The following is a 25,020-nucleotide window of genomic DNA, read 5'->3' as shown; positions in this document are numbered from 1 at the left end:
CGCCTAATCTTACATAGCTTGCCCTTATGATTTTCTTTCTTTGGACTTTATTACCTTGCATAACTTCGTTTTTTTAGAGCGGAACAAAGGTAAGTCATATTTTATAGTTTACTATGCATCTATGAACTTTCGCAATTAGTAAAAATGTATAGAAAGATAATTTTTTAAAGATTAGAAACGATACAAAGTATGAAAGGCGAATCTTAAAAGAACTTGTATTCATAAAAAAAAATTATTTTTTTAACAAAATTCTAACTTACTTTTGCTTACACAAGAAAAGAATAATGATTTATACAATACCTACAAAAAAAGGGCTTGGAATCGAAATTTGCGGAACGCGTGATGATCTTGAATTTCTGTACGATATTGTTTCAAAATTTTGGAATAATCCAACTCTTTCGCAAGTTAAAGGATACGAAGACAAAAACAATCTGATTAGTAGTTTTTCGTACGAAATACGGAAAGCTTCGTATGGCAGCCGCTTAACCAGAAGTCATAGTCATTACACTTTTGAGCAAATTCCATATTGTGGTTTTCAAGTTTCCTGGGTCCATCTTTTGTTTTCTATTGCTGCATTAAAATACAATATGAAAATTACGGAAAGTAATAAAGCAGATATTGCCATGTTTCTTCATCTTGAATATTGGATTGAAAAGGCAATGAAAAGTTATGATACAGTTGGTGCTGCTAATCTTTTGCCATATCTGGATGACGCTATTAATGCCGGAAATGAATATCTCTATCTCTATATGAGACATATTAACTCTTCCTTTTTTGAACTGAAGGGAGGCAAAAATTCCTTTAGAAAATTGGACAAATTAATGCGGACTGCTGTCTATGCTACGGAAGAGTACAATGACTTGCTAAGTTTTCTTCAGTTTGAAGCAAAAAAACGTAACTGTAAAATTGAAGATCTCGAATTGAATGATGATGATAAGATATACGAAGTTCCATGGTAAGTATTAATATTCAACCCATCTTTATTCTAGGCAATCCAATTTCGTGTTCTTGCGGATAAGGCTGCCTGAAAGTCATACTGACATCTTCCCGCAAACTTCTTTCCATCTCTTTTGATTTGTTCTCATCCATTGAATACCGGGGATCGGCAATAAGGGGCATCTTGGCCATTCGGGTAATAGTCACAGTCGGAAAATGGTAATCCACTTCAACAGTCCCCTGCAGAAGATAAATACCCCCCTCTTTAAAAGGAAACTTTTTCAGGCTGTCCGGAAAATGTGCGGTGTCAAAATATTGTCCTTCCGCATCTATCCAGGTTCCGAAATACATATCGTCTTTCTTGCCTGGATGGTTTTTCATTTTAATGGGAACGTGTTTTCTGGAAATCAAATAAGCCAGCATTCTAACTTGCTTCTTGTGATATTTTAAAAGATCTTTAACCAATACATCCCCTCTATGTTTCGTCTTTAGTAAATCAAAAATAGAATAGGAAACCGGAAATCCTAGTATCTCAATTTCATCGAAGGCATCTTTAAAAGGATTTCTATCTATTGTCGGTAGCTCATAATTTTTTTGAGGTTCATCAAATAATGATATTATCTTGGTTTTGTATTGATTCTTTGAAAGTAAGAACCTTGCCTCAATCAATAATTCGTGTTTTTGCTTTCCTGTAAATCTGAAAGCGCCGACAAAAATTAATATCTGCAGCGTTTCAATGCCGATATTAACTCTTTTGACAAAATCCTCTAAGGATTTGTAATCTCCATTCTCTTTTCTTTCCTCAGGAATAAATTGCTTGATAGATGCTTCCAGTTTCTCAATATGCATTAATCCTAAATAGACATCCGAGCCATAGACTGTCGTATGGAACTCACTAAGGTTAATGCAAGGGTTATGAATTGTAGCGCCTGACATCTTGGCTTCGTGAACATAGACCTCAGTGCGATAAAATCCTCCACCATTGTTAATAGCAGAAACCATAAACTCAATAGGATAATAAGCTTTCAGATATAAACTCTGATAACTTTCCACCGCATAGGAAGCTGAATGTGCCTTACAGAACGAATATCCGGCAAAAGATTCAATTTGTCGGTAAACTTCCTGAGAGAGCAGGTCAGGATGACCTTTTCTTTTACACGATTCAAAAAAATCATCTTTTAATTTCTGTAAGGCGGAAAGAGAACGTCCCTTTCCACTCATTGCCCTTCGGAGAACATCGCCATTAGCTGCTGATACTCCGCCAAAGTGCATCGCAACTTTTATAACGTCTTCCTGATAGACCATGATGCCGTAAGTTTCACCCAATTCTCTTTTAAACACCTCGTGGAAGTATTCGAACTGGCCGGGATGGTTATGGCGGAATATATACTCCCGCATCATTCCGCTCTGGGCAACACCTGGCCGAATGATGGAAGATGCAGCTACCAACACCTTATAATTGTTACATTTAAGTCTCCGTAGTAGACCTCTCATCGCCGGTGATTCAATATAGAAACAGCCAATGGTTTTTCCAATGCTTAAAAACTCATTGCATTTGACTTCATCTTTCGAGATTCTTGTATCTTCAATATCTACGTGAATTCCTCTTTTTTGCTTAATCAAATTTACCGTGTCCTTAATCGTTCCCAGTCCTCTCTGAGAAAGAATATCGAACTTTTCAAGTCCAATATCCTCAGCCGTGTGCATATCGAACTGCACGATTGGGAATTCCTTGGGTGGAAATTCCAAAGCTGAATAATTGGTAATTGGTTCCTCCGAAATTAAAATTCCGCAGCTATGCATACTTCTTTGATTGGGAAAGCCTATCAATAGCTGTTCATATTTATAAATCAGCTGAACCACTGAATTCTGGTCGTGTTGCTCTTTCGGTTTTTTAGAAAGCTGATCCAGTTCATCTTTTGGAAGCCCGAAAACTTTTCCCAGCTCCCTGAATCTTGATTTTCTTTTGAATTCGACATTGGTTCCGCAAAATGCCACGTAATCTTTTCCGTACTTATTGAAGATGTATTCAAGAATTGTATCTCGATTCTTCCAGCTCCAATCAATATCAAAATCCGGGGGACTCTTACGGTTTAAGTTTAGGAATCGTTCAAAGTACAGATCAAGTTCCAAAGGACATATGTCTGTAATTCCAAGACAATAAGCAATAATGCTGTTAGCGCCGCTACCTCTGCCAACGTGCATAAATCCCATCCGGTTACTGTACTGGATAATATCCCAAGTGATGAGGAAGTAGCCGCAAAAATTCAATTCATCAATAACTTTCAGCTCTTTTTCAACCCTTGCTTTCGCCAATTGACTATTATCAGGATATCTTTTACTTAAACCTTCATATGCTAACTGAGAAAGTAATTTAAAATCATTTTCCCTGCTGTCAGTAAAATACTTTTTATTTTTAGGTGTATTAAATTCAAAATCAAAGCTGCACTCATTAACGATATGTTTAGTATTTTCAATAATTTCAGGGTAGTGTCCGAATTGACTCAAAAGCTTTTTCTTATCAATAAAACATTCATCTTTTCTGCAATAATCTTTTTCAGTCAGTTTAATAAAAAGGGTATTGCCATCAATCGCCCGCAATACTTTATGAAGCTTATATTCTTCATCGGTTTTAAAGGTTACCGGATGAAGAATGACCATTTTATGTATTAAAGATTTGAGTTCAGGTTTTATCAATAGATTTAGCTCTTCCTGCCTGATCCCAATAAATTCGTGTTCCAATAGTTTTTCGGGAGTATTTTGTAAAGAGTAGATGACAAAACAATGTTCCAACGGAGGATTCATTTTCGGAATACTAATACCGTCACAGTTGTAATCCGTCAAAAGCCTGTTTATCTCTGCAATACCTTTAGGATTTTTAGCGAGACAGGTATAATACTGCTCATTTTCAACCCGTACATCAACCCCTACAATTGGTTTTATGTTATTATGCTGACAGAGCTTATAAAATTGGTAAATACCCGTTACAGTATTAATATCAGTCAATGCCAGAGCTTTTAACTTATAGTCAACAGCCAGTTGAACCAGATCTTCGACAGAAATAGTCCCATAACGCAAGCTATGATAAGTATGACAATTGAGAAACATAAGTTATTTTTAAGTTAAAAGACCTGAAGCACGTCCAACGCTTTTTGCTCCAAACCTATCTTTAATTTTATCCATTGTCTGGTATAATGAGATCAGCTCTTCCGTATCTTCGAAAAGGTTCATCTGATGGTTTCCGTGAACAAGCCCGGTAAATTTTACCCCAACAAGACGAATTCTCATCCTGCGGGTATATACTTTTCTGAACAGTTCTAAAGCATATCTGAGCAAAGTATGATCTGCTGAAGTATAAGGTACTTTACATTGTTTAGTCTCTGTATCAAAGTTCGCATATCGTATCCTTACAGAAACGGTAGAGGTCAGCCATTGTTCGTGTCTCAATTGATAACAGAGCTGCTCTACCATTCCGGAAAGAATACTTCTGATGTTTAGAACATCAATGGTATCTTCGGCAAAAGTTGTTTCCGTAGAAATAGATTTTCTTTCAGAATATTGAATGACAGGCGTGTTATCAATACCGTTGGCTTTCTTCCATAGCTCCGTTCCGTTCTTTCCGATCAGTTGCTGCAACACATCCACTGGCATTTTAGACAGGGTTTCTATTTTTCTTACCCCTAATCTTGACAGCAGTTCAAAAGTTACATTTCCGACCATCGGAATCTTTTTGACTGATAAAGGATTTAAAAAAGGCTGAATATATTCAGGCTTCACTTCAAATCTTCCGGTAGGTTTTGATTCACCGGTTCCAATTTTTGAAACGGTTTTATTGGTGGACAATGCAAAACTGATGGGTAATCCTGATTGCTTGGTCACGGCATTGGCAATTTCAGTTGTCCATTGATAACATCCGAAGAATTTGTCCATTCCGGAGAGATCCAGATAAAATTCATCTACACTAGCTTTCTCTAAGACAGGTACTTTTTCCTGAATAATTTCTGTTACCATATGCGACATATTGGAGTAATATTCCATATCTCCTTTTATGACCTGCGCTTCGGGACATAATCGCAGAGCCATTCTAATTGGCATTGCCGAACGTACCCCGAATTTTCTGGCTTCATAGGAACACGATGCCACTACTCCACGATCTCCACCTCCTATGATAACAGGCTGTTTCTCCAACACAGAGTGTCTCAGCCGCTCACAGGAAACAAAAAAAGTATCCAAATCCATATGTGCAATTGCTCGTTCCATTTGACAAAATTAGATACTAATTGTATCATTTTTTATATATTTGTAGATACAAATTGTATCAATGTCAATTTTTTCAGAAAACATCAGGTATTTAAGAGCTCAAAAAAAATTATCACAACAAGAAGTTGCAGATAATATTTTTTTGAGCAGAGTGCGTTATTCTAAATACGAAGACGGACGTTCCGAGGCTCCTTACGAGGTTTTAATCAGGATTTCGAAATATTTTAAGGTGAGCATTGACCTTTTACTTACGGTTGATATCAGAAAATATCCTTTGGAAGATGTAGTTAATCTTCCAGCGAATAAGGTATTGCTTCCAATAGTTGTAGATACGGAAGGTAATAATTTTATTGAGATTGTTCCGCAGAAGGCTTCTATGGGATATCTGAAAGGCTTTAGTGACCCTGAATACATTGAAAGCCTACAAAAAATATATTTTCCCTTCCTTAAGAGTGGGAAATACAGAGGATTTTTAGCTGATGGTGATTCAATGCCTCCATTTGCCGACCAGTCTATTCTCATTGGTGAGTATGTTGAAAAACTAGAAGATTTAAAAGCCAACAAGGAATATATTTTTGTGACGCAGGAAGGGATTACCTATAAGACTTTTTTGAAAAGAAATAAAAAGTACATTACCGTTTTAGCGGACAATTCATTTTATGAACCATATAATATTGCTTTGGACGAGATTGCTCAGGTATGGCGCTACGTGAGAGGAATTTTGCCGCAGGATTATAAACCGCACACCCTGCCTGATAAAGCGAATTTGAAAAATTTAGTGGACGAAGCTAAAAAGAGTATTAGCAAACTGGAAAATAGCTTATTGAGATTAAGCCAAGAATAAAAAAACTTCCCCGAAGGGAAGTAAAAACACAAATGATGAAAAAACTCTCTATTAAGAGAGGGCGACAAATATATAAATAAATTGAATTACAGATCATGACTCAGCTCAGCTTATTCGATTCCGAAGATCTATACGAGTTTCCAAAAGACCTTTTGGAATTCAGAGAATTTTTTCTGAGCAAGGAAGAAGCAGACCTTTTGAAAGATAAACTGCTCCATTCTACACGTTGGGAGCAACGCACACAAAAAATGTACGACAAAACAGTAATAACGCCTCGTCTCACTGCGTGGTATGGTGATACAAAGTCTTACGATTCGGCTGATAATAATACAACTGCAAGGAATGAATGGACTCCTGAATTATATGCTCTAAAAGAAAGAATTGAAAAAGAATTCGGTTATCAGTTCAATGGTGTTTTGCTCAACCTATATCGCGATAATAATGATTCAGTAGCCTGGCACAGGGATAAGGAGAACCGTTATGGGAAACGCCCTGTCATTGCATCCATTAGTCTCGGACAAACCAGAAACTTTGATTTCAGAAAAAAGGATCATCATCAAAGCAAGTACAGCTTGCCGCTTCCAAACGGTTCACTGCTCATTATGAAAGGAGATTTGCAGGAGCATTGGGAGCATAGAATTGCTAAGTCAACTATTCCTATGAAAGAGAGAATCAATTTGACATTTAGGTTAATTAAGGTTTTATAACAGTCAATTGCATACTTTAGTACAATTTTTTTGGAAAAACTAAATCTTGGTTCAGAAATAAGTTATCCTAACTACCAGTAATTAAACAAATTCGAGATATTGATATTAAAAAACAGGAAGACTGAATATTCCTGTTTTTCTATTGTTAATTAAAACTAATTTTTAATTATCGTTTGATTTACTAAGGTTTCGTTGTCTTTTGAAATATTTACTACATACATTCCTGTCGGAAAACCTTGTAGATCGAAAGAGTTTCCCGCTTTGGAAATTACAACGGCTCCCATACTGTTGGCAACAGTTATTTGATATTGTTCTTCTTGTTTCGAAATTACAGTTTTTCCCGAAACACAAGGTGGTTCAATATATTTCAATACAACATAGCTATCAGAAGTCTCTCCGTTTTTTGCAATAGAAAATGTTTCACAAGGTGCAGCCGGCGGTGGTGTTATAGTTACTGTTTGAGTAGATGTTCCACAACCATTTGTTGCTTCTACTTTTACCTCCATAGACCAATTATTATTACTTCCTCGTGCAAATCCTTCAAGTTGATTATTATAGGTATGGAGAAATACACCATATTGGGGACTTGATGACAATTTTGTCCAGGTTACCTGAGTAATGCCCTGCTCGCTACCGACAGGTGTTGCATTACTATTACTTAAATAGAAATGAGATTCGTTGTAGTAAGTGGGATCGTTAATCTGGGACACGCTAAACATAGGTTTTCCTATCCAAACCTCCTTAGTAACCGTATTGCTTGCTCCACCCCCAGCAAGATATGCTTGTAACTTCAGTAAACCATTCGCATTTGCTTTAGGAGTAAGTGAGATTTGAGGCTGGTTACTAGGACCAATTATATCAACGAGGTTAGCGCCATTTATTACCGACCATTGGATTGTTGGTGCAAAACCTGTTGTATAAGTTGTGTTATTATTTCCACACAATAGTGCGTCTCCGCCTATTTTTACTTTGCTACCACACAAAAAAGCGGTAGTTAACTTTTGATCTTTGGTGGCTTCTGAGAATTGATTGAGAATAAACTGTCTATTCCTTGGGCTAAAATAGGTATGGCTTGTATTTTCTCCATAGTAACTTCCTATCTCCTCCGCTACAAAGTTTGCAAAAGGGATATTACTGGCATCGTCAACTGGTGAAAAAGTTTTCTGATATTCATTTTCTGTAAGCGTTGTATTTCCAAAATTGTAATCCAAAGCGCTGGGTGTTGGAACAAAAGAAAAATCAGTTGCAGTAATATGATTGCCGAGAAATTCAGGTAATGAAGAAGTTGGAAATCTGTATTTCCCACCACCATATTTATCAATAGGCAGCACATTAGAGGGCTGATTTCTGCTTCCAGAAAGTAGTGTATGTTGAGCTGGGATTACCCATAAAATATCTTTTTTATATACTATCTTTCCATAATATAATTGCTTTGACTCATTAATGCTAGACATTGGTCGAGCAACAAAATCATAGTAATAGCGGGATTTTCCCGGAACAACAGAAAGTATTACCTGAGCAGGATCTAATGTTACGCCACCAATCAATGCCCCGATAAAATCTACAAACCAGCCTTTACTATTGTGATGCATTGTAACCAAATCCTGGAGGTTTTGATCGGTACCACATTCGCTTCCATTTGAAATAGCTACATTCCTAGTTTGCTGAGGATAACCTTTTGACTTTAAAGTTGCTTGCCAGGTGTTGTGGACAGAATTATCAATGCTATAGCTACTATTAATATAATTGATTAACATTTGCCTGGAAGCAGGAGTATCGGCGATTGTAAGAATGTCACTTACAGGAGCACCACCAGTGAATATAGGCGAAAAAACATAATTAAGACCAGCAACAATGGGCGAACGAAGAAAAGTTTTTGAAATATGTCTAAGCATATATTGTAGCCCTAAAGGTGTATTTGCGCCCAAATGGGGAGAATCGTGAGAAATGAATAATTTTGTATCGTGGTTTTCCCCGTTATCCTCCATATCCTTTAGCGCATATCGAGCAATAAGACCTCCCATACTTTGTCCTAAAACTACATTCTTCTCGCTTCCTATTTTATTCTGATTTACCCATCTGATTGCTTTTTTTAATAGTTCAGCATTATTTTGTATATAGTCAGTACCAATACCCCAATCTACATAGATGATATCGTAATTCCCTTCTAAATAGGATTTCAATGCAGAATTTTGCATACCTCCTCTATTCAAAAAATCATCAATATTATTATCTCCGCCTTCTTGTCTAGGTGCTGTTATATGACCTGTATCAAAGCCTTCTGCTACAAGGAAAGGCTTTGTGATTTGGGTTTGCCCATTACGAAGTTTAATATATAATGTAAGTTTTGGTTTATTTACAACCGTCGGGGGGAAAGGAATAAAATACTGATAATTTTCCAGTTGTACTTTCCAGTAATTGTTGGTGGACAAGTTAGCTGCAGCAGAAAAAGCCTGCCCATTGTCATTTATATCGACATATTTTTCCAAATCTCCAGTAACTGAAAATTTGTTTTTTGAGTATAGTATTTGCCCATTCGTTAAAGTAAGTTTATATGTCCAGGTATATTCACCAGTAGAGGGATAACTAACAGGCATTATCTGCCCCAATGTTACCGTTTGAAAGTTGGTGGTATCGGAAAATTTTACTTCGAGAGTTGAGATTTCACTAATGTAATTACTTAGAAACAGAGTAGGTGGAAAAACAACATTGAAATGTAGTTTGTTGTGACTGTTCGCAATTGGTGCCATTGCAAAAACTTTATTGATCTCATAAGGATCTTGCCAGACATTATTTACGTAAACATCTAAAATTTTATTTTGAGGTGTTAACGTTAGAGATCCTGTAGAAATATTATTCAATCTATCAGTAGGCAGATTCGGAGCCATATTCTGAAAAGCTAGTTGATTGCTTTCTGAAAATTGGTTATATTTGAAATAGGTTCCACCTATCGGCAGTAGATCAATTGTCTGGTCCTGAAACCACTCACTTTGAAAATCAGCGGGAGATTTAAGAGCACTGCCATTCGACGATATTTTACTCATTACTAATGACCCGTAAATGTCATTTATGATTTTAGATGTGGTAAATGAACTATCCGTAGGAGTTCCATTATATTTCTTAAGATCCGCAAACTCTATTCCTGCATCCAGTAGTAGACCTGTTTGTATTTTTGTCTTGTCCAAATCTGAAAAGGGCAATAAAAGTGTAGATTCCAGGACCGGATTGACGGGATCACTCGGCTGCGCTACAAGTTGTGGACTAACTTGGACTTGTCCAAGTAGAAGCTTTGACAGCAATAGGAATGCTGCCAAAATACTTAATTTTGTTTTCATAGGTTAGTGTTTATTTAGTTTTTAATCGAACTTTTTATCAAAGCGTCCTTCTGTTATAGTAACAATATTCCCATTGCTATCTTCGGCTTTGAATTCAAATGTTCCAGAAACAATTTGGTTTTGAAGATCGAGTCTCGTTATTTTTATTCTACCGGTGTTGTTTGAGTTTGATGAGTAACTAACCTTATCATTACTTGTATAGCTTGCATAGTTGTAACCATCGTCAGGTGTTTGATTAACAACTTCATATGTTTGGTTAATCTCTAAGTTGGGGATTGATACAATTAGGTCAATAGATTCAGTGTATCTCTCAGGATCTTTTCTTAAATCTAATTTTATTAAATAATAGTTATTATTCAACTTTTCACAATAGGTGCCGGGTTGGTTAATCTTTTTTGTGGTAGCTACCCAAACTTTGCCATTTATTAATGCCCCTGCGGTGTTTTTACCGGATTGCGTTGCTTCTGGCAATACATTTTGATCCTGCTCATCATCTTTGCAAGAAGAAAAAAGTCCTATTGATAATAGAGCTACAAAAAGTAGATTTTTCATAAGAATGTAATTTCGTGGTTATTAAGAGTTTGTAAATTAACCATTTTTTTTCTTTACTTACAAATTTCTTTGATACAGTCATAGCAATGGGATTCAACCAATTCTTATATTGGAGAGTTTCGCATTTTCTAAAGTCAAATACAGTACAAATTCTTATACTTCGTAATTGACACCAACTCCAACTTAAATTGCATTGACAGATATAAAAAGTTTATATGATTTATGAAACTCACCTTAATATTAATGGTAATCAATAACTATACACCATTTCCAACCTTTGGTAAGATGGATGTAAATTTTCTATTTAGCTGTGTAAAAAAGCTACACAGAATTTCCAACATTACGTCAATTGAATGCAAGCTTTCGACCAAGATGAGTAAAATAACTACACGCAATTTCTGAACGTGGGTAAAATAGATACAAGCTTTTGTACTTAGCAACATACGAAACTGCACACATTTTCCAACTATATGTAAAATGAATACAAACTTTCGATTTAGATGGGTAAAATAACTACACGCAATTTCTGAACGTGAGTAAAATGAATACAAACTTTCTATTTGGATGCGTAAAATAGCTACACGCAATTTCAAAACGTGGGTAAAATAGATACAAACTGAAAATCTATTATCTAAGTATTTTTTTCCTTTCAAAAGCAATACACGATAAAGATCACGCATCATCAACAGAATCAAACTTTTACAATTATTTTTCAGAACTCTTAAAACTACCCTCCTCTTTTTAGCAAGATGTGTCTTTGTATATACAACTTTTCAAGTTGTACATCCAAAGACTCTCTTGCCTTTTTGCAAAAGGGGAAAAAACTTCGGAACTCGTTTTTTTTCTTTATTGAAATCATATACAAATTCCAATTTATTCTTTATTAATCTCCACGATTTCCAAATTAGACCAGAATGGTCTTATTTAGCCCAAGGCCTTTGAATACTATTGTTTTCACGATTTTGATGTCCCAACTTTGCAACAGAAATCATAATCAAAAAAGATGAAAACATATCTTTACTTTTTCTTTAGCTTATTGACCATATGGGTCTCGGGACAGGTCGGAATTAATACTGTATCACCAGAGACCACTTTGGACGTTACAGGGAAACCGGTTGATCCTAATCATTACGACGGGATTATTCCACCACGAATAACGGGAGATCAATTGTCCAGAAAATCATATTCAATTTCAAAAAGAGGAGCCGTCGTATTTGTGACTGTTCCTGCTACAAACTTATCCGGGCAGGTTATCAATGTTAGAACTACCGGATTGTATTACTTCGATGGTACGGCCTGGCAACCTGTATCAAAAGATGTTGATCCGATAGAATATTACATTTTATTGACTTTTGATTCTAACAGCACGGCAAGTCTTGCCGCAACCTCCACCTGGACGGAACCAAGAAATCAATGGGCGAATACAAACAATTACCTGACCTCTTCTAAAAATTACACCATAGGCTCAAAAAACTTTGGAGGGCTTGAAGGATTTGTTGTATTCAGAAAAATCAACGGTATTGTTAATGTTCGTTTTCGTTTACATCGAACCGACAATTCTGCACCTGTTACGGGTAAGGCTCTTATTGATATTGAAGACATATTTAACGATATAGGTTATATTCCCAATCAAATTGTTCTCTTACACAACGAAAATTCAACCCAGTACTTTCCTGCATTGCTAGAAAATTACACTATACAAATTCCTCAAAGCTCGCTGAACCAGATATCGACTTCCATTTACACTTACGGAGAAGTACAGGGGTATTCCAACTGGCGGATTCCATATTTAAAGTAAGATTCTAAAAACCAAATTAAATTAAAACAACATAACACAATGAAAAACAATTTTCTCAAATTATTCTTTGTATTAATAGCCACCAGTGCTTTTTCACAGGTCGGTATTAATACTCAGACACCAAAAGCCACTTTTGAAGTGGTCGGAAAGCCTGATGATACAGGTCATTATGATGGTATTATTCCACCCCGTATTACAGGAGACCAAATCGCTGCAAAATCATTTTCTACTGCTCAGAAAGGGGCATTAATCTTTGTGACATCACCAGCTACTAACTTGGTGGGACAGGCGGCTCATATCGAAAAAACGGGCTTATATTGTTTCGACGGCCAACAATGGATTCCTGTTTTGCAAAGCGATCCTTTGGAAATCGTCGCACTCAGAGGCAACACTTCTTCGGTTGAGTTGGTAGTGAAAAACAGTTTGAAACTTGATTTTGACCAAAAGGAAAATTATATCCTGGGAAAATCAAGAAGCCCCATTACAGGCGAATACAACTCTATTCTAGCTACCGATGCCAATATTACATCAGGAAAAGGTAACTCTGCCAGCGCCTATGCGATGTCCCAGGGAGAAGTTACCGGGAAGCTGAACTATGGTGCGGGTGTATCCGCATTAAACGGAATTGCAAACGGCGTAATTTCAGGAAGCCGGAATATAGGGATAGGCGCCGGAGCCATGTCATACATCACTTCCGGAAATGATAATGTATCGATCGGGTATTTATCAGGAACCGGAAACAGGACAGGCTCTAATAATGTGTTCATTGGCGCTGGTGCCGGAAGCCCCGCAACAGGAAACAGAAGTGTCAGCAATAAATTAGCTATACATTCCACCCCCGTTACAACAAGCTCAACCAGCTTTTGGGACAGTATTACCAATAATTATACGGATTACAAATTTGCGTTGATCTCGGGGGATTTTTCTGAAAGATGGTTGAATATCAACGGCAAACTAAGTGTAACGCCATCACAAATGCCTAATGCAGATGGTGATCCGGCATATACAAAGAAAGTAGTTGCGAAAGCGGACGGTTCATTTGGATTCGCCACAGAACTGATTCCTGCGCCACCACCAAGTGGAACCTATATCCTTAAAAGTGTGAATGGTATTCCGAGTTGGAGTCTCCCATGAAACAAGAAGACAGTAGCAGTTCTGAGGTAATCTTTTTCAGGATCAAACAGCAAAGAAAGGAGAACTGGAAGAAAAAGTGCAGGGAAAGAAATATTTCAATGACCAGCCTGATTATCGATTCTGTAGAAAATAGATTAATGGATGATGAACGAAGAAAAATAGTGTCTTTCATTGAAAAACAGGACAACATCTTTTCAAAGATCGAAACCAATATCAACCAGGTGGCAAAGCTGGTCAACAGTCAAAAATATATTTCGGAAAATCAACTGGAACTATTTTCTGAACAACTTTTAGAGATAAAGAAACTGAAAGCACAGCAAAATAAAATGTTTGAAAACATATACGCATTGCTTTCCAAATGATCGTCAAGCTAATGAAACCTGCCGGCTGCAATTTCCCCGGAGTGGACTACAATGATAAGAAGGTGGACAAGGGCAAAGGCGAACTGATGCTGATGAAAAACTTTCCATCATTGATCAATGAAGACAGTGACAAGCAACAGGTCAGGAACTATTTAAAAGCAATATCCAAAAGTGAGAAAGTACAAAAACCGCAATTCCATGCTGTGATCTCAACTAAGTTTCACGATCATACCAAAGAAGAGCTTACAAAGATCAGTGAAGATTTTATGGATAAAATGGGTTACGGAGAACAGCCATACATAGTAGTTTTTCACAGTGATACAGAGAACAATCACCTCCATATTGTTTCCACAAGGGTGGATAAACAAACCGGAAAAAAGATTGATGACAGTTACGAAAAGCTAAAGGCGCAAAAAGCTTTAGCCCAGGTGATGGAAAAACTATACGGCATCAATGAGAAAGAAAAATTAGATAAACTTTTAACTTACAAAATTGGCTCTTTTCAGCAGCTTAAAACTTTGCTTAACAGAAATGGTTATCAACTTATCAAAAACACAAATGATGGAAGATCCATTACCATTTCCAAAAACGGCATCGTACAACGAAGTTTCTCAGCAGATCAAATTGTTTTCAGCAATACAGTGAATGAGAAGCGGGTAAAGCAGATCAGAGCCATTTTTTCAAAGTACAAGCAGATCTACTCCAATAAAGTATTTAGAGTGGATGACTATAGAAAGCTGGAAGCCATGCTTCCGGAGGAAAAGTACAAAGATCATTGGAAACCTGAAATAGAATTTGAAAGCGAGCTTCAGAAAAAACTGAAAGACCTCTTCGGAGTTGACATCGTGTTTCATCATAAGGATGGCAACAAACCGTTTGGTTATACATTGATCGATCATAAAACAGGTACCATTTACAAAGGCAGCGAAATTGTGAAAATGAGCGACTTATTTGAATTCACATCATCAATAATGGATAAAAGACTCTTTGAGCAGTTGAAAGATTACGGCATTCCTAATGCAGAAACCAAAAACATATTGCTGAAATATTTGAAAGCAATATATCCTGAAAATGAACTGAGCGATTATATGCTGTTTGACAATAAAAAACTGAAAAACAAAGAAATATTCAATAGGGTTAGGAATGATGTAAAAGAGTATCTCAAAACCCAACGTAAAGATGATGTCAGCCTGATGAGATCGGAAGACGGAAAGTATTTCGCCATCCATTCCAAACTTCATTTCATTGGAGAACTGCAGTTGTTGATTGGCGAAAAACAATATCAAAAGTTTCTGAATCCGGAATTCAAAAGTGAAAAGCTGACCGAGAACCATAACGAAAAGGAATTTAAGCAGGCCGTCAATGAAATGCTTTTTGAATGGCAGAGGAGTTCCGGCGGAGCAAAAGACCCAGCGGAGGATGAGCTGAAAAAACGGAAGAAAAAAAAGAGGTAAGGAAAAATGGTCGATTGTTAGCCACCTGAGAAATTAACCGGCAAAAAAAGCAAAACCTATGATCATAACATTTGGTACACAAAAAGGAGGAACAGGCAAAACCACACTTGCGATTGCTTTTGCCAATTATATTTCGGGAATGTCTGAAAGAAAGGTCAAAGTGTTCGATTTTGATTTTCAGAAATCTTTTTACCACAAATGGCAAGAAGATGAAGAGTCAGAACTGCCAAAACTTTATGATGTGGCCATTATCGATGAGGATAACGAACAGCCTTTTTCCGACTTTGAACATCTCATTGAAATGAAGGAAAGCGAAGACATCCACCTTTTTGACCTTGCTGGAACCTTAGATGCCCGTTATAGTGATCTATTGATCTACAGTGATTTTATTGTGATACCCTTTGAATATTCAAATGTCTCTGCAAAATCTACGCTGGTCTTTATCAACTTTTTGGGATTGCTGGAAAGCCAGGCAGAGCGAATATTCATCCGGTCCAAATACGATAAAGGTTATAAATACCAGAACCAGGAAGGTATGGACGCTGAGATCAGGAAATACGGAATACTGCTGAAAAATCCTGTATTCAAAAGAAACTGTCTTCAGACCATCGATACAAGAAAACTGACTTACGAACAGAAATATGCGGTTAAACATCCTTTCAATGAAATGATCGATTACATCAGCCAAACGCTTGAAATTAGCCTATAACAAATTACCAAACTAAAAACACTTTACCGACGATGATCAAAATATTTATTACCATTCTTGCAGTTTATCTGCTCTATTACGCAGGAAATATCGTTTATGATCTTTTCCTGAAAAAGGAAACTGTCTTCAAAGAGGACGAAGGCGAAGAATTTGCCCTCGCAGCATTCGCTGAGATAAATACGAATGAAATAACAGAGGTCAGCATTGATAATGTGGAACAGCTCAACACCCCAACTTCGTTCCACAAAAAAGAGCCTTTCCCTTCTACTGAAGATGACACTGATGAAAACCGGCACCTTGATTACTACCGACAGAAATTTGAATCTGAGCAAGCTATCGATATGCTAGAAGATACGTATAACATCGATGAACATCCGACAACACAACACGATTCAACAGATCAAGAAGATAGTCAATACATTGAAAGCAGAGAGTTCTCAGAACTGCCTTCTCAAAATGATGAGATTCTCCAAGCTGAACAAAATAAAGAAGATGCTTCTCAAAGGCTGAAACAGCAATTTAACCAATTCCTCAATCTGGCTGAAACCCACGTCCAGGTACTTGCAGACCGTGACGGATTCAAGGTCTACCATTCAATGATCTAGAAAGGAAAACGACAATTTTCAATACACCAATGATCCGCTCTATTGAGTCGGATAGCACATTTCCTATGCCTTTTTCTAAGCAAAAACACAATTCAATATAAAATTTCAATATGATGAAAAACACGCACAAACGTTACCTGATAACAAAAAAATTATTCACCGCAGCATTGCTTCTGCTAGCCGTTACACCAATGCTTGCACAAGGCGGTGCAACAGCCATTTCAAACGCAGCCAATGATATTAAAGACTATTGGGACCCGATAAAGCTGATCTTAAAAGCCGTCGGCGGATTGGTTGGTTTTATTGGCGGTCTGAGAGTGTATAATAAATGGACCAACGGCGACCAGGACGTCAACAAAGAAATCCTGGGTTATGGCGGTGCCATGATCTTCCTGATCGTTGTTCCTGAGTTTGTAACCTCCTTTTTTGCCTAAAATGGGATTCTACCTTTACAAGGGGCTGAAAAAGCCTCTTGTATTCTTCGGGCTTAAAGGCAAGTACATCATTTACGCCGTGGCAGTTATCGGCGCCGGCGTTGTTGCCGCCCTGGTACTATCCAAATTCGGATTGCTCGGCTCACTCTTGGGGCTTGCAGCAACAGCCGGAGGTGTTTACCTGATCTTCAAAAGACAGGACAAATACGGTCTGTATAACAAGACCAAACACTTCGATCACATCTTCATTTTCCCAAAAAGATTAAACAATAATAAAATTTTAAAGAATGGCAACAGCAAAAAAACAAGTATTTGACATTCCGTTCATCGGCTACGATTACGGAAAGGATTTCAATTGGGATTTTGACGTGCTTTTCGGGCAATACGGCAATCCCATTATCGGGATTAGAATAAAAAACGTAGTAGAACAATACTCTGCCGATCCGGACAATTACCTGGACTTCCATACGATTCTTAATCAGGTCGTGTCCATTATAGGCGAAGGGCGGATTGTTCAAAAACTGGATATATTCACTAAAAAGAAATATACTGCTGAGCCATCCACTCAATTCCTCCAGGAAATACTCCGATCATTTTGAGGGCAGACTCTTCAAAACTATTGAGACCGTTTTGCTCTTTACTGATATAGTCGACGATAAACTGAAGAAGAAGAAAAATAAACATTACGCATTTTCCGAAAAGAGCTATAAGGAGCTTCGGGACAAATGCCAGAAGGTATTTATGTTGTTAAAGCAGAATGACTGCGAACCTGAATTTCTGTTTGAGAAAGATTTTGAATATTACATTTCCGGAGTTTTGTCTATGCAGTTTTCTGAGATTCCCACTTTTGACAATATCAAAAGTACCAACGCGTACTTACTGATCGGAAACCGCTATGTCAAAAACATCTCTTATGTTGATGTGGAAAATATTGACCTTCCTTCTGAAATAGAGTCCTACTCTATTCTAGGAGGCAATGGAGCTGCCGCGGAAACGGCCGTTGATAATTTTACCTTTATCAATGAGCTTGAAAACTATGAAACCATAGTTTACAATCAAGTCATAACGATTCCGATCCAGGCCCAGCAGCAAAGGGAACTCGATAAGAAAAAGAAAAAACACGAAGGTGCAGCCAACAACTCGCCGTCCAATGCCATCATCGCAGAAGAGATCCAAACCTTGCTGCATAATATTGCCATTGACGGTCAGCTAGTGGTCAATGCTCATTTTTCCCTGATATTTTCAACAAATACTATGGAAGAAATGGAAGGAATCCAGTCCATGATTGAGAATAAGCTCTTCACAAAAGGTATTATCGTTTCAAAAAATGCCTACAACCAGATGGAGCTGTTTCGGGCAGCCATTCCGGGTAACGCCACAGAACTCAGGGAATACGATCTTTTCATGACGACAAGCGAAGCGGCCTTGTGTTTTTTTTTTAAAGAAAGTTATCCCGTGAATGAAGAATCTAACTTCTACCTGAGATTTACAGATCGGCAGGGCGTTCCATTAAAGGTTGATCCCGCTGATCTTCCAATGAAAACCGGGAGGATCAATAACCGAAACAAATTTGTTTTAGGACCATCCGGATCGGGGAAGTCATTCCTGATGAACAATATTGTTGAGCAATACCTGACCTATAATTATGATGTGGTGATCGTAGATACCGGAGATTCTTATTCAGGAACCTGCAGATATAAAGGCGGTAGGTATATTCAGTACACCGAAGAAAAACCGATCACGATGAATCCTTTTCTGATGGATAAAAAAGAGTTTAATATCGAGAAAATTGAATTTTTAACCAACCTTATCTTCCTGATATGGCAAGGTCCGGATGCGACAGTATCGTCTGCACAGAAATCCATCCTGGATAATGTGCTGATGTCCTATTATCATCAATATTTCAATTCAGGAACCGAATGGTATAACCATAAAACTTCAGAAGAGCTCATTCTTTATCTCAACAAGTACAATATTCACGAAGAAGATGTTTTTGCCGAATATGAGAGCGAGGTCCAGGAGCAACGAACGTATTATGATATTTTAGGAATTGCTTTCGATGCCAGCCCTGATGAAGTGAAAGAAGCAGGAAGAAAATTATTGAAATTCTATCATCCTGATAAGAATGCCAATAATCCTGACTATGACAGTGAACAATTCTACAAAGTTTACGAGGCTTACGAAACTTTGAATGATATGAAGCGAAGAAAGATCTACGATGACACACAACTCATCTTGATCAGATCCGTAGAAATTATTAAACATCCGGAGACGGCAGACGATTGGAATGAATCGTTGAGAAAGGCAATAATCAAGAAGATCAAAGAACTTGAAGAAAAGTTGCCTGCCAAAGAGCTTTCGTTCAATGGATTCTACGATTACTGTGATAAATTCCTGCCGCTTTACCTCAATAACAAAAAGCACAACATTACGGAAAGAGAGTTCAACCTCAGGACGTTTTTGTTTGTATTGAGGGATTTTTATAAAGGCGGAAGATATGGAACGACCCTAAATGAATCCGCTGACAACACGCTTTTCAATGAATCATTTATTGTTTTCGAAATCGACAATGTGAAGGATAATCCAAAGCTGTTTCCCATTGTGACACTGATTATTATGGACACCTTCATTCAAAAGATGAGGCTTAGAAAAGACCGAAGAAAAGCCCTCATCATTGAAGAGGCCTGGAAAGCGATTGCCAGTAAACTGATGGGCGGATATATTCTGTACCTCTATAAAACTGTACGGAAATTTTGGGGCGAGGCTGTCGTAGTAACACAGGAACTGGATGACATCATTGGAAATGCCGTAGTTAAGGATTCAATTATCAACAATTCCGACACCTTTATCCTGTTGGATCAGACCAAATTCAAAGACAATTTTGATCGCATCGCGTCGCTGTTATCTTTGAATAAAGTAGAGCAAAACAAAATTTTCACGATTAACAATCTCAACAACAAGATCGGGAGAAGCCGGTTCAAGGAATTTTATCTGAAGAGAGGTTCCAAAGGTGAAGTCTATGGCAACGAGGTTTCCCTTGAACAGTACCTGACCTACACTACGGAAAAGCCTGAGAAATCAGCTGTTGAGTGCTACGTACAAGAGTACGGCAATTATGACGAGGCTTTGGTAAAGATCGTTTCCGACCTAAAAGCTTTTGGCGACAGTCTTGAAAACCTGGTGTCCTTGGTAAATCTTTACCAGCATCCTCTGGATCAGAAGGTGGTTTCCTACTACCAAAAGATGAAGAAAAACCATCCCGGGAAAAATATTTTCAAGATCATCTCACAGGAATTGGACGACCTTGATATCAACTTTTCGGAATTGGTAACTAATAAAGACTACAAATATGAAAAAGTTTAGCATGCTATTTTTGGGATTCTCCGGACTACTAAATGCTCAGAATACCTACATCGACCCTACGGTAACCGCTGCAATGATTCTATATTCAGAAAATCTGAAAGCCAAACAGAATGAGGTTATTGATGAAACTTCGAAGTTAAAAGATGCGCAGACCTGGGTGGGAACTCAGATGGTGGCGGCGAATGATATTCAGAATAAAATACTGAAAGGCTTAAAAGAAGTTTCCGGAACATTACAGAATGGAATCCAGGTTCAGGAAATTTATTCTGAATTGAACAAATGCTATACGTATTCCTCGCAAGTAGTCCAGTTAGCATCACAGCATCCGCAGTATGCCATTTTCGGGGTAAAAGCTTCACAGAAAACCTACGAGCAAAGCCTGAAGATCATAACGGATGTATCGGATATTTTGGCATCGGGTGAGCTGAACCTTGCAACCGCCGGAGACCGTTACAAGATCCTGCACAACATTTCGGGAAATGTGAAAAACCTAAAGCTGTGGTTGTTGGCTATTAAACTGCGACTGGAAAAAGCCAACAGGCTCGGATTCTGGAACTCCATCAATCCCTTTGCCGGTTACATTAATACCGATAAGGCCATTGTGGATGATATTATGAACCGCTACAAACGGAATTTTTAAACTCAAAATGATGAAAAAGAACCTGATCTGTGCCCTGTTCCTTGCTGCAACTTATTGCCTATTGACATCATCAGGTGGTGGCTCTACGCCAGCGTGGCAAAAGGAAAATGTTTCTTTCCCGATGATGGATCTTGAGATCAATGCCACGATGAAGGAACATGACCGGCAGAAAGAGATGCGGCAAAAGCAAACGCTCAATGCGTCAGTAGAAACGGCTAACCAATCACAATGGAAAAACTTTAAGGAAAAAGTCACCAAAATCCAGGACAGGCTTCATATCGTGTCATTTGCCATACAGGCGATTCCGGCAGGATTAGCAGTGAGCAGGGAAATCACCAAGATAACGAATAACCAAACTGCGATCATCAACGAGATCAATACGGCACCTTATTCCATTATTGCGGTTTTACCTTCACAGGTGCAGTTTGTAGATGACCTTCAAATGACCTTACGGTTATTGACAGGAATCGTTTTGTCCTATGGAGCTATCAACCAGATGGAACAATCGGAACGCAAAATCTTACTGGACTACGCTTTGGGCGAGGTCAAAACGCTGAGCAGAAATTCTACGCATATGCTTTTAAAAATAAAGGATATCAAAGCTAAGGTTTTACGGAACAAAAGAGCTTTCCAATACTATGTCAACAGGGATCGCCAGGTCGTGCAGGATATCATGAACAACATCAAATCCTTTTAGCTATGAAAAAAATATTCACCTTCAGTATTGTTTTGTTTTCCGTTGCTGGAATTCAAAGCCAGCAGATCGTGATTAACGATAAGTTACTGTCACAGATCACGGTCAACCACGGGGTACGTTTAGCCAGTGAGCAGGCATTCCTGGATTCTTACAAAAAGCAAAAAGAATTATACGAGGATATTAAAAACAAAACAGCACAGGTCATTGCGATACAGGAATACATCTATCAGCAGTTGAAAAATGTCAATTCTGCATTGACCCAGAGTAAAAAACTGATGTACCTCTACCAGTACTTAGGGAAAATTGTCAGCAATTCCAATAAGATGCTGGACCTGTCCGCACAGCACCCGGAATATGCTGTACTGGTTTCAAAATACTATGTTGAAATAGGAAAAAAGGTTGTAAAGCTCCAACAGGAAGTTGCACAGGATATTATGAATGAGGATAAGGATTTCCTGATGGATTCAATGGATCGCGAAATGCTTATTGAAAAAGTGTTTACACGCGTACGAAACATTCACGGCAACATTCTATACATCATCCTAAGACTGGAAAATGCTAAGAAGATCCCATACCTGTATCAGGTTCCGGTTCTGAAGAACTACATCAATATTGACAGGGCGATCGTCGGAGATATTATTACCAAATACAAATACATCTTCAATTAAAATTATGGAAATATTAATTAAAAAAATACAGCTATTACAACTTCTGTTAACTTCCTTCCTGATATTCGGACAAGTCAGTGTTAAGAGGCTGAATGATCCTTCCATCGTTGCCCAGCACAAACGAATGACATTTGAAAGCTGGGGAGACTGGCGTCCTTACCCCAAATATTTCCTCGGCATCCAGACCAATTTTGCTTATGCAACGGTTTGGGGTATGTGGGCTCCCAAGATCAACAGGGATTATAAAGATGGTGAGGATATCCGTCCATTAAAACCTACCGGAGAACAAAATCTGCGATTCGCACAGCTCAAGTTCCAGGAAGAAGAAGCCAAGAAGATTAAGGCTGCATCCGATACCATTTACAAAAGGAGCGTGCAGGACTTTGCGCACTGGACTTCGGCCACAGTGGATGCAGATCCACTTTGGCTGCTTTATTACAAAAGAATGCTTAAGCCAGTTACCGAATTTCCGGACAACCCTCAGAATTTTATTGAATGGCGGCTGAAAGACCAACAGACCTATGAAACGCTCAATACTACAGGCACGTTAAAAAGATTACTGGAGGAATTGGATATGATCAAGGAAAAATATTCATTGTCACGCTCGATGGATATGCCACGGGGAAAACGCTTCATTATGTACCACGAAACGCTGATCCGTTGGCGCAAATTTGTTCAGGAACTAAGGAAGTACAATAATAAAACAACGCTGCTTTTGGATTACAAAAACATCCTGAACAACCATTTAACCACAGCATTGCCCATTCAATGGACGCCTGCTTCAGACAAAAGCATTGTCGAAAATGTGATGCAGCAGTACAAACACAAATTTTAGAGATGAAAAAGCCAACTTTAATTTTATGCCTCCTGGCTGTATTACTGCCCATAATGGGGTTTTCCCAGACCGATAGCGATTACAGCAACCTGCTCCAATTTCTAAAGGGTGACGGTGCTTTTGAAAAATGGTTTATGGAGGTCTTTACCAAACTGGACACCAGTGTTCAGGACAACGCACAAGGCTCTGCACTGGTAGGACGGGCGATTGGAGGATTGGGAGCATTGATGTATCTCGGCTATATGGGATGGCAGATGGCTGCCGGAGACCGTGAGTGGGAAATCACCCCGATGCTTAAACCGATACTTATTGGGTTTACCCTCGTCTATTGGACGGGATTTGTCAATCTGCTACAGGCGCCGTTTGAAGCCATCGCCGAACCCGGAATTGCTATATTCAGCGATATAGAATCCGAGGTCAATGACCTGCGGGTGCAGCGGTTCAAAAAACAACAACAACTATTGGATGCCGTCATTAAGCTCAATGCCGAGGAAGATGCCAAACAGGAGGTCATTAACAATACTTCAAAAGATGCGGATGATTCCTGGTTTGATATCAGTGAGGGGATTGATAAACTGTTACAGCCTATCAAGGAATGGCAGATCAGGATGCAGTTCCAGATGCAGAAACTGGTCGCCGAAGTGATCGAGTTTGTCTGCCTTTCCATCCTTAGAATTTGCGTCTATCTCATCTTTTTCATTCAGAAGATATGGGCGTATATCCTAATTATCCTGGGACCTATTGCTGTCGGAATGGCGCTGGTGCCGGGATTTGAAAACTCCCTGTACAGCTGGGTATCCAAATTCATCAATATTAACCTCTACACATTTGTGGCCTACACAATTATAAATATTGGTCAACAGCTTATTGCTTCCGGCTATACGATGGAAATCGAAAGGTATGACACCTTATTAACCAATGGAACAATAACCAACCTGGATGCATTGATGGTCTACGTCAGTAATTCCGGAATGATCTATAACCAGCTTTTTACCTGTGTCGCCTACATCGTGACAGGTATCGGAGTTTTGATGACCCCAACAATAGCAGACAGTATTGTTTCCGCAGGTGGAGCCGGTGCCATGACGAAAATGAAAAATGCTGCCGGAAAAGTGGCGAGCAGTGCCAAAACTGCTGTATTGGCGGCAAAAACAGGAGGCGTAGCAGCAGCAAAATCCATTGCTGCCGGTTCTGCATCCGGAAGGGTAAAAGAGGCAATGAAAAATGGAAAATAAAATCAACTATTAATTATCAATTATAGAATACAGATGCTTATCAAAAATATAGAAAACAGAATCAAGATCAATAAGATCGTTTCGTTGTCAGCCATTGGCTTTGCTGTATTTGTAGTCATTGCAGGCTTTTTCTTTTCCTATCAAATGATTAAGGATTCCCGGAAATCCATTTATGTTCTGGATAACGGGGTTCCAGTCTTAGCCAAACAAACTGATGTCCTTCTGAACAGGCCTGTTGAATACAAAGCACAGATCGAATTGTTCCATCGCCTGTTCTTTACATTGGCTCCCGACGATGCCTACATCAAGGAAAATATTCAAAAGTCTCTTTATCTCATTGATGACAGCGGGAAGAAGGAATATACCAATCTTCGGGAAAAAGGCTTTTACAATCAAATCGTGGCTTCAAGCTCGATGGTGAGCATCCATGCTGATTCTATTCGTCTTAGTAT

General features: G+C 38.4%; 21 protein-coding genes and 1 pseudogene. 18 read left to right on the top strand and 4 right to left on the bottom strand.

All coding sequences use genetic code 11. From position 1 onward, the window contains the following. Positions 1-284: 284 nt before the first annotated feature. Positions 285-959: a DUF6904 family protein gene (locus WFK35_RS02450; RefSeq protein WP_240581007.1), complete on the top strand. Its 675-nt coding sequence runs from the start codon at positions 285-287 to the stop codon at positions 957-959. Between the two features lie 10 nt (positions 960-969). On the opposite strand, the gene WFK35_RS02445 is transcribed toward WFK35_RS02450, so the two are convergent. After that, positions 970-4,044 (bottom strand): DNA polymerase III subunit alpha, encoded by a 3,075-nt coding sequence (locus tag WFK35_RS02445; RefSeq protein WP_336731192.1) that lies wholly within the window; start codon positions 4,042-4,044, stop codon positions 970-972. Between the two features lie 9 nt (positions 4,045-4,053). Continuing rightward, positions 4,054-5,196: a DNA polymerase IV gene (gene dinB, locus WFK35_RS02440; RefSeq protein ID WP_240581005.1), complete on the bottom strand. Its 1,143-nt coding sequence runs from the start codon at positions 5,194-5,196 to the stop codon at positions 4,054-4,056. Between the two features lie 61 nt (positions 5,197-5,257). On the opposite strand from dinB, the gene WFK35_RS02435 reads away from it, so the two are divergent. Continuing rightward, positions 5,258-6,040, top strand: a complete 783-nt coding sequence (locus tag WFK35_RS02435) for an XRE family transcriptional regulator (RefSeq protein ID WP_240581004.1) — start codon at positions 5,258-5,260, stop codon at positions 6,038-6,040. Positions 6,041-6,135: 95 nt separating this feature from the next. Further along, positions 6,136-6,747, top strand: a complete 612-nt coding sequence (locus tag WFK35_RS02430; protein WP_240581003.1) for an alpha-ketoglutarate-dependent dioxygenase AlkB family protein — start codon at positions 6,136-6,138, stop codon at positions 6,745-6,747. Between the two features lie 155 nt (positions 6,748-6,902). On the opposite strand, the gene WFK35_RS02425 is transcribed toward WFK35_RS02430, so the two are convergent. Then, complete coding sequence (locus WFK35_RS02425) at positions 6,903-10,082, bottom strand: T9SS type A sorting domain-containing protein (RefSeq protein ID WP_240581002.1); 3,180 nt, start codon at positions 10,080-10,082, stop codon at positions 6,903-6,905. Between the two features lie 21 nt (positions 10,083-10,103). Further along, on the bottom strand, positions 10,104-10,634 hold the full coding sequence (locus tag WFK35_RS02420; protein ID WP_002978121.1) for a DUF6252 family protein: 531 nt from the start codon (positions 10,632-10,634) through the stop codon (positions 10,104-10,106). 1,003 nt (positions 10,635-11,637) lie between these two features. On the opposite strand from WFK35_RS02420, the gene WFK35_RS02415 reads away from it, so the two are divergent. The 15 genes and pseudogenes from WFK35_RS02415 to traK all read left to right on the top strand — a co-directional run. Next, entirely contained in the window at positions 11,638-12,432 is a 795-nt protein-coding gene (locus WFK35_RS02415) for a hypothetical protein (RefSeq protein WP_336731191.1), read from the top strand. 39 nt (positions 12,433-12,471) lie between these two features. Beyond that, a complete protein-coding gene (locus WFK35_RS02410) occupies positions 12,472-13,566 on the top strand; it encodes a hypothetical protein (protein WP_336731190.1) in 1,095 nt (364 codons plus the stop codon). Continuing rightward, on the top strand, positions 13,563-13,928 hold the full coding sequence (locus tag WFK35_RS02405) for a plasmid mobilization relaxosome protein MobC (RefSeq protein WP_278353997.1): 366 nt from the start codon (positions 13,563-13,565) through the stop codon (positions 13,926-13,928). The genes WFK35_RS02410 and WFK35_RS02405 overlap by 4 nt, the downstream gene beginning before the upstream one ends. 11 nt (positions 13,929-13,939) lie before the next feature. After that, positions 13,940-15,382, top strand: a complete 1,443-nt coding sequence (locus WFK35_RS02400; protein ID WP_336731189.1) for a relaxase/mobilization nuclease domain-containing protein — start codon at positions 13,940-13,942, stop codon at positions 15,380-15,382. A gap of 58 nt (positions 15,383-15,440) precedes the next feature. Continuing rightward, on the top strand, positions 15,441-16,091 hold the full coding sequence (locus tag WFK35_RS02395; RefSeq protein WP_336731188.1) for a ParA family protein: 651 nt from the start codon (positions 15,441-15,443) through the stop codon (positions 16,089-16,091). 32 nt (positions 16,092-16,123) lie between these two features. Next, positions 16,124-16,696: a hypothetical protein gene (locus WFK35_RS02390; protein WP_336731187.1), complete on the top strand. Its 573-nt coding sequence runs from the start codon at positions 16,124-16,126 to the stop codon at positions 16,694-16,696. A gap of 110 nt (positions 16,697-16,806) precedes the next feature. Continuing rightward, the gene (locus WFK35_RS02385; RefSeq protein WP_336731186.1) at positions 16,807-17,130 is read left to right on the top strand and encodes a DUF4134 domain-containing protein; all 324 of its coding nucleotides are present in this window, start codon (positions 16,807-16,809) and stop codon (positions 17,128-17,130) included. Position 17,131: 1 nt separating this feature from the next. Further along, on the top strand, positions 17,132-17,446 hold the full coding sequence (locus WFK35_RS02380) for a DUF4133 domain-containing protein (RefSeq protein WP_240580995.1): 315 nt from the start codon (positions 17,132-17,134) through the stop codon (positions 17,444-17,446). Then, positions 17,418-20,493 (top strand): annotated as a pseudogene (locus WFK35_RS02375) (TraG family conjugative transposon ATPase). Before WFK35_RS02380 ends, WFK35_RS02375 begins: the two are co-directional and overlap by 29 nt. Continuing rightward, a complete protein-coding gene (locus WFK35_RS02370) occupies positions 20,480-21,133 on the top strand; it encodes a hypothetical protein (RefSeq protein WP_336731184.1) in 654 nt (217 codons plus the stop codon). Before WFK35_RS02375 ends, WFK35_RS02370 begins: the two are co-directional and overlap by 14 nt. A 10-nt stretch (positions 21,134-21,143) precedes the next feature. Next, on the top strand, positions 21,144-21,830 hold the full coding sequence (locus WFK35_RS02365; protein WP_336731182.1) for a hypothetical protein: 687 nt from the start codon (positions 21,144-21,146) through the stop codon (positions 21,828-21,830). 2 nt (positions 21,831-21,832) lie between these two features. Next, positions 21,833-22,498, top strand: coding sequence for a hypothetical protein (locus WFK35_RS02360; RefSeq protein ID WP_336731181.1), 666 nt, complete (start codon positions 21,833-21,835; stop codon positions 22,496-22,498). 4 nt (positions 22,499-22,502) lie between these two features. Then, positions 22,503-23,333 carry a hypothetical protein gene (locus WFK35_RS02355; protein WP_336731180.1) on the top strand — a complete coding sequence of 277 codons (831 nt, stop codon included), beginning with the start codon at positions 22,503-22,505 and terminating at the stop codon, positions 23,331-23,333. 2 nt (positions 23,334-23,335) lie between these two features. Then, entirely contained in the window at positions 23,336-24,568 is a 1,233-nt protein-coding gene (locus WFK35_RS02350; RefSeq protein ID WP_336731179.1) for a hypothetical protein, read from the top strand. 33 nt (positions 24,569-24,601) lie between these two features. After that, positions 24,602-25,020 (top strand): conjugative transposon protein TraK (gene traK / locus WFK35_RS02345; RefSeq protein ID WP_336731178.1); only part of this gene is annotated, 419 nt, incomplete at its 3' end.

The organism is Chryseobacterium sp. VD8 (assembly GCF_037149975.1).
Lineage (GTDB): Bacteria > Bacteroidota > Bacteroidia > Flavobacteriales > Weeksellaceae > Chryseobacterium > Chryseobacterium indicum.
Note: the sequence above shows the minus strand (reverse complement) of the source record. Positions and strands in the feature narration are given on the sequence as shown.

Bases quoted from the DNA above. Each gene is read 5' to 3' on its own strand.
- WFK35_RS02390 (WP_336731187.1), top strand. From the start codon at position 16,124: ATGATCAAAATATTTATTACCATTCTTGCAGTTTATCTGCTCTATTAC.
- WFK35_RS02400 (WP_336731189.1), top strand. From the start codon at position 13,940: ATGAAACCTGCCGGCTGCAATTTCCCCGGAGTGGACTACAATGATAAG.
- WFK35_RS02355 (WP_336731180.1), top strand. From the start codon at position 22,503: ATGGAAATATTAATTAAAAAAATACAGCTATTACAACTTCTGTTAACT.
- WFK35_RS02420 (WP_002978121.1), bottom strand. From the start codon at position 10,634: ATGAAAAATCTACTTTTTGTAGCTCTATTATCAATAGGACTTTTTTCT.
- WFK35_RS02405 (WP_278353997.1), top strand. From the start codon at position 13,563: ATGAAACAAGAAGACAGTAGCAGTTCTGAGGTAATCTTTTTCAGGATC.
- WFK35_RS02385 (WP_336731186.1), top strand. From the start codon at position 16,807: ATGATGAAAAACACGCACAAACGTTACCTGATAACAAAAAAATTATTC.
- WFK35_RS02360 (WP_336731181.1), top strand. From the start codon at position 21,833: ATGAAAAAAATATTCACCTTCAGTATTGTTTTGTTTTCCGTTGCTGGA.
- WFK35_RS02445 (WP_336731192.1), bottom strand. From the start codon at position 4,044: ATGTTTCTCAATTGTCATACTTATCATAGCTTGCGTTATGGGACTATT.
- WFK35_RS02380 (WP_240580995.1), top strand. From the start codon at position 17,132: ATGGGATTCTACCTTTACAAGGGGCTGAAAAAGCCTCTTGTATTCTTC.
- WFK35_RS02450 (WP_240581007.1), top strand. From the start codon at position 285: ATGATTTATACAATACCTACAAAAAAAGGGCTTGGAATCGAAATTTGC.
- dinB (WP_240581005.1), bottom strand. From the start codon at position 5,196: ATGGAACGAGCAATTGCACATATGGATTTGGATACTTTTTTTGTTTCC.
- WFK35_RS02435 (WP_240581004.1), top strand. From the start codon at position 5,258: ATGTCAATTTTTTCAGAAAACATCAGGTATTTAAGAGCTCAAAAAAAA.
- WFK35_RS02430 (WP_240581003.1), top strand. From the start codon at position 6,136: ATGACTCAGCTCAGCTTATTCGATTCCGAAGATCTATACGAGTTTCCA.
- WFK35_RS02395 (WP_336731188.1), top strand. From the start codon at position 15,441: ATGATCATAACATTTGGTACACAAAAAGGAGGAACAGGCAAAACCACA.
- WFK35_RS02350 (WP_336731179.1), top strand. From the start codon at position 23,336: ATGAAAAAGCCAACTTTAATTTTATGCCTCCTGGCTGTATTACTGCCC.
- WFK35_RS02370 (WP_336731184.1), top strand. From the start codon at position 20,480: ATGAAAAAGTTTAGCATGCTATTTTTGGGATTCTCCGGACTACTAAAT.
- WFK35_RS02410 (WP_336731190.1), top strand. From the start codon at position 12,472: ATGAAAAACAATTTTCTCAAATTATTCTTTGTATTAATAGCCACCAGT.
- WFK35_RS02425 (WP_240581002.1), bottom strand. From the start codon at position 10,082: ATGAAAACAAAATTAAGTATTTTGGCAGCATTCCTATTGCTGTCAAAG.
- WFK35_RS02365 (WP_336731182.1), top strand. From the start codon at position 21,144: ATGAAAAAGAACCTGATCTGTGCCCTGTTCCTTGCTGCAACTTATTGC.
- WFK35_RS02415 (WP_336731191.1), top strand. From the start codon at position 11,638: ATGAAAACATATCTTTACTTTTTCTTTAGCTTATTGACCATATGGGTC.